This is a genomic window from Saccharomonospora iraqiensis subsp. iraqiensis, assembly GCF_000430445.1.
In the GTDB taxonomy this organism is placed as follows: domain Bacteria; phylum Actinomycetota; class Actinomycetes; order Mycobacteriales; family Pseudonocardiaceae; genus Saccharomonospora; species Saccharomonospora iraqiensis.
Window position 1 is genome coordinate 8,246 of the sequence record NZ_KE387099.1, and the last position, 7,370, is coordinate 15,615.

A 7,370-nucleotide genomic window follows, 5' to 3' on the forward strand; every position below is an offset into this window, starting at 1 on the left:
CGGCGACCCGCCGGGCGGCGTCGCGCAGCCACATGCGGAACTGGGTGGCGACCTGGTCGTTGCGGGAGCGGCCCGCGCGCAGCTTGCCGCCCAGCTCCGCGCCCGCGCGTTCCAGCAGCCCGCGTTCGAGTGCGGTGTGCACGTCCTCGTCGGCCACGGTCGGGGTGAACGCGCCGGAGGCGACGTCCTCGGCGAGCTGGTCGAGCGCGCCGAGCATGGCGTCCAGTTCGGCCTCGGTGAGCAGCCCGGCACGGTGCAGCACCCGGGCATGTGCCCGCGAGCCCGCGATGTCGTACGGCGCCAGGCGCCAGTCGACGTCGGTGGAGGCGCTCAACGCCGCCATCGCCTCGGCGGGCCCCTCGGCGAACCGCCCTCCCCACAGCTTCATCCGTGCGTCCCCTCTCGTGATCCGTGTGTCCCGCCGCCGACGTGGTCGCCGTGGGGTGCCGTGAGGGGCACTTTCCCTGCACGAGACGCAGGGAAAGTGCCCCTCGCCGCGTGTGGCGCAGGGAATGTGCCCTTCACGGCACCACCCCGGTGCGGCGGTTCAGCCGTGCTTGCTCTGCTGGCGCTTGGCGGCGATCTTGCTGGGAAGGCCCCAGAGCTGGACGAAGCCCTTGGCCAGGGACTGGTCGAAGCTGTCGCCCTCGTCGTAGGTGGCGAGGTTGAAGTCGTACAGCGACTCCGCGCTGCGCCGGCCGGTGACGGTGCAGGTGCCGCCGTGCAGCACCATGCGGATCTCGCCGGTGACGTGCTCCTGGGCCTTGCCGACGAAGCCGTCCAGCGCGTCCTTCAGCGGGGAGAACCACAGGCCGTCGTAGACCAGCTCACCCCACCGCTGCTCGACCTGCCGCTTGAACCGGGCGAGGTCGCGTTCGACGGTGACGTTCTCCAGTTCCTGGTGCGCGGTGATCAGGGCGATGGCGCCGGGCGCCTCGTACACCTCGCGGCTCTTGATGCCGACCAGCCGGTCCTCGACCATGTCGAGCCTGCCGATCCCGTGCGCGCCCGCCCGGGTGTTCATCTCCTGGATGGCCTCGAGCACGGTGACCGGCCTGCCGTCGATGGCGACCGGGACACCCTTGTCGAAGGTGAGCACCACCTCGTCGGGGGCCTGGAAGTGCACCGTGGGGTCCTGGGTGTAGGAGTACACCTCCTTCGGCGGGGAGTTCCACAGGTCCTCCAGCACGCCGGTCTCGACGGCCCGGCCCCACACGTTCTGGTCGATCGAGAACGGCGACTTCTTCGTCACGTCGATCGGCAGGCCGTGCTGCTCGGCGTAGGCGATCGCCTTCTCCCGGGTCCAGGCGAAGTCCCGCACCGGCGCGATCACGTTCAGGTCCGGCGCGAGCGCGCCGATGCCGACCTCGAAGCGCACCTGGTCGTTGCCCTTGCCGGTGCAGCCGTGCGCCACGGTGCTCGCGCCGTGGTACTTGGCGGCCTCGGCGAGATGCTTGACGATCAGCGGCCGGGACAGCGCCGAGACCAGCGGGTAGCGGTCCATGTAGAGGGCGTTGGCCTGCAGGGCGGGCAGGCAGTACTCGTCGGCGTACTCGTCCCGCGCGTCGGCCACCACGGCCTCGACCGCACCGCAGTCCAGGGCCCGCTTGCGGATGGTCTCCAGGTCCTCACCACCCTGGCCGAGGTCCACAGCGACGGCGACCACCTCCGCCTTCGTCTCCTCGGCGATCCAGCCGATCGCCACCGAGGTGTCGAGCCCGCCGGAGTAGGCGAGCACCACCCGCTCAGTCATGTCCGTTCTCCTCACTCACGCTTGATGTCTCGTTCCGGGTCGTGCCCGTGTCGTGCCGGTCCGGGTCCGGGCCCGTGGCCGGGTCGGCCGCGTCCGACCGCTGTGCCAGTGCGGTGAACCGCTCGGCCACCTGGGTGCCCGTCAGCGGTTCGCGGGCGATCACCGCGACCGTGTCGTCGCCGGCGATGGAGCCGACGACCTCCTCCAGCGCGGCCCGGTCGATCGCGCTGGCGAGGAACTGCGCCGCCCCCGGCGGGGTGCGCAGCACCGTGAGGTTGCCCGAGCCCTCGGCCGAGACCATCAGCTCGGCCAGCAGGCGCGACAGGCGGGACGTGCCGCCCTGCACGCCGCGGACGGGGCTGCCGTCCTCGGGGATGACGTAGACCGGTGCACCCGAGTCGGGACCGCGGAGTTTCACCGCACCGAGTTCGTCGAGGTCGCGGGACAGCGTGGCCTGGGTGACCTCGATGCCCTCGGCGGCCAGCAGTTTCGCCAGCTCGGTCTGGCTGTGCACGGCGGTGCCGGACACCAGTTCGATGATCCGGGCCTGCCTGCTCGCGCGGTTCATGGTGGGGGTCACCGTCGCGTTCCGGGGCGGGCGTGCGGTCACCGTGCCTGCTCCCGCAGCAGCCACACCAGCAGTGCCTTCTGGGCGTGCAGCCGGTTCTCCGCCTCGTCCCACACCGCGCTCGCGGGCCCGTCCAGCACCTCGTCGGTGATCTCCCGGCCCCGGTGGGCCGGGAGGTCGTGCAGCACGATCGTGTCCCTGCCGGTGCGCGCCAGCAGGTCGGTGTTGACCTGGTAGGGCCAGAACGGGGACACGCGGTCCCGGCCGTCGGCCTCCTGTCCCATCGACGTCCACGAGTCGGTGGTGACCACGTCGGCCCCGTCGACGGCGGCGTGCGGGTCGGTGAACACGCGCGCGCTGCCCCCGGTCTCGGCGGCCCGCGCCTCCACCGCCTCCCGCACCCACGGCAGCGGGTGGAATCCCTCGGGCGCGGCCACGCGGACGTGCATTCCCGCGGTGACGCCGCCGAGCAGGAGCGAGTGGGCCATGTTGTTCGCGGCGTCGCCGAGGTAGGTCAGGGTGAGTCCGGCCAGCGTTCCCTTGCGCTCGCGCACCGTGTGCAGGTCGGCCAGGATCTGGCACGGGTGGAACTCGTCGGTGAGCGCGTTCACGACGGGCACGTCGGACGCCGCGGCGAAGGCGTCGATGCGCTCCTGGCCGAACGTGCGCCACACCACGAGGTCCACGTAGCGGGACAGGACCTTAGCGGTGTCGCCGAGGGTCTCCTCCCGGCCGAGCTGCATGCTGCGGCCGTCGACGACGACCGGGTGGCCGCCGAGCTGGGCGATGCCGACCTCGAACGAGAACCGGGTGCGGGTGGAGTTCTTCTCGAAGAGCACGGCGACGGCCGTGGGCCCGGCCAGGGCGTCGCCGAGCGGCTGCTTCTTCAGCTCGTCGGCGAGGTCGAGCACGGCGCTCTGCTCGTCGGGGGTGAGGTCGTCGTCGCGCAGGAAGTGACGTGGGGGCATGGTCAGTCGTCCTTGTCCGGGTGGGCCCCGGGACCGGCCTCGGGGGCGGCCGGGGCGGGGCGCGCCGCGTCGAGCACGGCGGGCAGGTCCTTGACGAAGTTCCCGGCCTGTTCCCGGCCGAGGATCAGCGGCGGGGCCAGGCGGAGCACGTCCGGCTTGACCGGGTTGAGCAGGTATCCCGCATTCTGTGCGGCCGCGGCGACCGCCGCCGAGACGGGCTCGTGCAGCAGTACGCCGAGCAGCAGTCCCTCCCCCCGCACGCCGCGCACCAGCGGGTGTTCCAGCCGCCCGATCCCGGCGGCGAGCTCGGCGCCGAGGTCGGCGGCGTGCTCGAGCAGCCCGTCCGTGGCGATCGTGTCCAGCACCGCGAGCCCGGCCGCGCAGCAGACGGGGTTGCCGCCGAAGGTGGTGCCGTGCTGGCCGGGTCCGAACAGGTCCGCGGCGGGGCCGAACGCGAGGCACGCACCGAGCGGCAGACCACCGCCGAGCCCCTTGGCCAGGGTCACCACGTCCGGCGTGATCCCGGCCCGCTGGTAGCCGAACCACGCTCCGGTGCGGCCGATGCCGGTCTGCACCTCGTCCAGCACGAGCAGGGCCCCGTGCCGGGCGGTGATCTCCCGCGCGGCGCGGAGGTACCCCGCCGGTGGGACGACGGCGCCGTTCTCCCCCTGGACGGGTTCGACCACGAAGGCGGCGGTGTCGTCGTCCACGGCCGCCTCGAGGGCGGCGACGTCGCCGTACGGCACGTGCTCCACGCCCGGCACGAGCGGCTCGAAGGGGGTGCGCTTGTCCTCCTGGCCGGTGAGCGCGAGGGCCCCCATGGTGCGGCCGTGGAACCCACCCTCGGTGGCGACGACCTTCGTCCGCCCGGTGCGGCGGGTGATCTTGAACGCGGCCTCCAGGGCCTCGGCACCGGAGTTGGTGAACAGCACCCTGCCGTGGGCGTCGCTCCCCTCCACACCGGACAGTGCGAGCAGCCGCTCGGCCAGGTCGAGGGCGGGTTCGTTGATGTAGAGGTTCGATGTGTGCCCGAGGGTGCCGACCTGGCGGGTCACCGCGGAGACCACGGCGGGGTGGGCGTGTCCCAGGGCGTTCACGGCGATCCCGCCCACCAGGTCGAGGTAACGGTTGCCGTCCGCGTCGGAGACGACGGCGCCCTCCCCCTCCCGCAGCGTCAGGGCGGGGGTGCCGTAGTTGTGCATCATCGTGGCCTGCCACCGCGACCGGTTGGCGGCGTTGTCGCGGGTGTGCGCGGCCGGTGTCTCACCGGTCGTCATCGTCGACCCCCTCGTCCGGCAGGACCATCGTTCCGACGCCCCGCGAGGTGAACACTTCGAGCAGTACCGAGTGCGCGAGGCGCCCGTCGATGACGTGGGCGCGGGGCACCCCGCCACGGACGGCACGCAGGCACGCGCGCATCTTCGGGATCATGCCGCTGGCCAGCTCCGGCAGCAGCCGTTCGAGCCGGTCGGCGCCGATGCGGTCCACCAGGGACGCACGGTCGGGCCAGTCGGCGTAGAGGCCCTCGACGTCGGTGAGCACGACCAGCTTCTCCGCGCCCAGCGCGGCGGCCAGCGCGCCGGCGGCGGTGTCGGCGTTGACGTTGTGCACCACGCCGTCCGCGTCCGGTGCCACGGTGGACACCACCGGGATCCGCCCGGCGTTGACGATGTCGCGCACCGCGTCCGGGTCGACGTCGGCGACCTCCCCGACGAGTCCGATGTCGACCGGCTCGCCGTCCACGGTCGCGTGCGTGCGTTCGGCGGTGAACAGGCGTGCGTCCTCACCGGAGATCCCGACCGCGTACGGACCGTGCGCGTTGATCAGTCCGACGAGTTCCCGGCTGACCTGGCCGACCAGCACCATGCGCACGACGTCCATGGTCTCCGGCGTGGTGACCCGCAGTCCGCCCTTGAACTCGCCGTCGATGCCGAGCCGGTCGAGCATCGTGGTGATCTGCGGGCCGCCGCCGTGCACCACCACCGGGCGCAGGCCCGCCAGCCGCAGGAACACCATGTCCTGCGCGAAGGCGTGCTTGAGGTCGTCGTCGACCATGGCGTTGCCGCCGTACTTGACCACGACCCAGGCGCCGTGGAAACGCTGCAACCAGGGCAGGGCCTCGACCAGCACGCCCGCCTTCTCGGCGGCGGTGGCCAGGCGTTCGTCGGCGGAGACGGTGTGCGCGGCCGACCGGTCGGTGCCGGAGGGCCGGTTCGGTGTGGGGGTCATGTCGAGTAGGCCGAGTTCTCGTGCACGTAGGCGTGGGTGAGGTCGTTGGTCCAGATCGTCGCCGACTCGCCGCCCGCCTTGAGGTCGACGGTCACGGTGACGGCGCGGTCGCCGAGGTCGACGGCGTCCCGCGGTTCCCCGGGGCCGCCGGCGCGGCAGATCCACACCCCGTTCACGGCGACATCCAGGGCGTCGGGTTCGAAGACGGCGTCGGTGGTGCCGACCGCGGCGAGGATGCGGCCCCAGTTCGGGTCCCGGCCGTAGACGGCGGTCTTGAACAGGTTGCTGCGGGCGATCGCCCGGCCGACCGTCACCGCGTCGTCCTCCGAGGCGGCGCCGGTGACCTCGATCGCGATGTCGTGCTCGGCGCCCTCGGCGTCGCCGAGGAGCTGCTGGGCGAGGTCGTGGCAGGCGTCGGTCAGCCGTGCGGTGAACTCCGCCTCGTCCGGGCGGGTCCCGGAGGCTCCGCTGCACAGCAGCAGCACGGTGTCGTTGGTGGACATGCAGCCGTCGGAGTCGAGCCGGTCGAAGGTGCGCCGGGTGGCCTCCCGCAGGGCACGGTCGGCGGTGTCGGCGTCCACGTCGGCGTCGGTGGTGACCACCACGAGCATGGTGGCCAGCGCCGGCGCGAGCATCCCGGCGCCCTTGGCCATGCCGCCGACCGAGTAGCCGTCCCCGGAGCGCACGACCTCCTTGCTGTGCGTGTCGGTCGTCATGATCGCCTCGGCGGCGGCGGTGCCCGCGTCCGCGGCGAGCGCGCCCACGGCGGCCTCGATCCCCGTGGTCATCTTCTCCCGGTCGAGCTGTTCCCCGATCAGGCCGGTCGAGCAGACGACCACGTCGATCGCGCCCGTGCCCAGCCGCTCGGCCACCAGCTCGGCGTTGGCGTGCGTGGTCCGGAAGCCCTCCGGGCCGGTGTAGCAGTTGGCGCCGCCGGAATTGAGCAGGACGGCCTTCGCCCGGCGGTCCTGCAGGACCTGTTCGCTCCACAGCACCGGGTTGGCCTTGCACCGGTTGCGGGTGAACACCGCGGCGGCCACGTCCGACGGGCCGTCGTTGACCAGGAGCGCGACGTCGGGACCCGCGCTCTTCAGTCCTGCGGTGACCCCACCGGCCCGGAAACCGTCGGGGGCGGTGACGCTCATGGGGTGACCTCCGGTGCGGGGCGCTCGGGGTGGGCTGTCGGGCGGGGATTCGCGGGCAGGGAGTGCCGACTCGCGGTCCTGGAGTGGCGACTCGCGGGCATGGGGTGGCGACTCGCGGGCATGGGGTGGCGACTCGCGGGGGTGGGGGTGGTCACGGGGCGACTCCCGTGGTGGGGAGGGCGGTGGGCTCGGGGAGGCCGAGGGCGAGGTTCATCGACTGGACGGCGGCGCCGGCCGTGCCCTTCGTCAGGTTGTCCAGGGCGGCGACCACCACCAGCCTGCCCGCGTCGGCGTCGACCGTCGTCTGCAGCTGCACGGTGTTCGCGCCGAGCGTGGCGGCCGTGGTGGGCCAGGTGTCCTCGGGCAGCAGGTGGACGAACGGCTCGTCGGCGTAGGCCTCGGCGTACACGGCCCGCGCGGCGGCGGTGTCGGTCTCCCCCACCAGTGGCGCGGTGGCCGTGGTGAGGATGCCCCGCGGCATCGGCGCGAGCACCGGGGTGAACGACACCGCGACGCGCGCGCCCGCGGCGGCGCTGAGGTTCTGCACGAACTCCGGCGTGTGCCGGTGGGCGCCACCCACGCCGTAGACGCTGGCCGAGCCCATCACCTCGGAACCCAGCAGGTGCGGCTTGAGGCTCCTGCCCGCACCCGAGGTCCCGGTGACGGCGGTGACGGCGACCTCGGGCCGCACCAGCCCCGCCGCGAGC

The 7,370-nt window shown here is 73.0% G+C and carries 8 protein-coding genes; all 8 read right to left on the reverse strand.

What is annotated here, in order from left to right; translation table 11 throughout:
- A partial coding sequence (locus tag ACTIR_RS23340; RefSeq protein WP_034240084.1) for a lyase family protein occupies window positions 1–388 on the reverse strand: 388 nt, incomplete at its 3' end.
- A 159-nt stretch (window positions 389–547) separates the two neighbouring features.
- Entirely contained in the window at window positions 548–1,753 is a 1,206-nt protein-coding gene (locus tag ACTIR_RS0113895) for an argininosuccinate synthase (RefSeq protein ID WP_026454742.1), read from the reverse strand.
- Window positions 1,746–2,363 carry an arginine repressor gene (locus tag ACTIR_RS23345; RefSeq protein ID WP_026454743.1) on the reverse strand — a complete coding sequence of 206 codons (618 nt, stop codon included), beginning with the start codon at window positions 2,361–2,363 and terminating at the stop codon, window positions 1,746–1,748. Before ACTIR_RS23345 ends, ACTIR_RS0113895 begins: the two co-directional genes overlap by 8 nt.
- Window positions 2,360–3,289 carry an ornithine carbamoyltransferase gene (gene argF, locus ACTIR_RS0113905; protein ID WP_026454744.1) on the reverse strand — a complete coding sequence of 310 codons (930 nt, stop codon included), beginning with the start codon at window positions 3,287–3,289 and terminating at the stop codon, window positions 2,360–2,362. Before argF ends, ACTIR_RS23345 begins: the two co-directional genes overlap by 4 nt.
- Window positions 3,290–3,291: 2 nt before the next feature.
- On the reverse strand, window positions 3,292–4,566 hold the full coding sequence (locus ACTIR_RS0113910; protein ID WP_026454745.1) for an acetylornithine transaminase: 1,275 nt from the start codon (window positions 4,564–4,566) through the stop codon (window positions 3,292–3,294).
- Window positions 4,553–5,518 carry an acetylglutamate kinase gene (gene argB, locus ACTIR_RS0113915; protein ID WP_026454746.1) on the reverse strand — a complete coding sequence of 322 codons (966 nt, stop codon included), beginning with the start codon at window positions 5,516–5,518 and terminating at the stop codon, window positions 4,553–4,555. The genes ACTIR_RS0113910 and argB overlap by 14 nt, the downstream gene beginning before the upstream one ends.
- Window positions 5,515–6,663 carry a bifunctional glutamate N-acetyltransferase/amino-acid acetyltransferase ArgJ gene (argJ, locus tag ACTIR_RS0113920; RefSeq protein WP_026454747.1) on the reverse strand — a complete coding sequence of 383 codons (1,149 nt, stop codon included), beginning with the start codon at window positions 6,661–6,663 and terminating at the stop codon, window positions 5,515–5,517. The genes argB and argJ overlap by 4 nt, the downstream gene beginning before the upstream one ends.
- A 151-nt stretch (window positions 6,664–6,814) precedes the next feature.
- Window positions 6,815–7,370, reverse strand: a 556-nt coding sequence (locus ACTIR_RS23350) for an Asd/ArgC dimerization domain-containing protein (RefSeq protein WP_034240088.1), incomplete at its 5' end; no start/stop codon positions are given.

Excerpts from the sequence above, each read along its gene's own strand:
- ACTIR_RS0113895 (WP_026454742.1), bottom strand. The coding sequence starts at position 1,753 with ATGACTGAGCGGGTGGTGCTCGCCTACTCCGGCGGGCTCGACACCTCG.
- argB (WP_026454746.1), bottom strand. The coding sequence starts at position 5,518 with ATGACCCCCACACCGAACCGGCCCTCCGGCACCGACCGGTCGGCCGCG.
- argJ (WP_026454747.1), bottom strand. The coding sequence starts at position 6,663 with ATGAGCGTCACCGCCCCCGACGGTTTCCGGGCCGGTGGGGTCACCGCA.
- ACTIR_RS0113910 (WP_026454745.1), bottom strand. The coding sequence starts at position 4,566 with ATGACGACCGGTGAGACACCGGCCGCGCACACCCGCGACAACGCCGCC.
- argF (WP_026454744.1), bottom strand. The coding sequence starts at position 3,289 with ATGCCCCCACGTCACTTCCTGCGCGACGACGACCTCACCCCCGACGAG.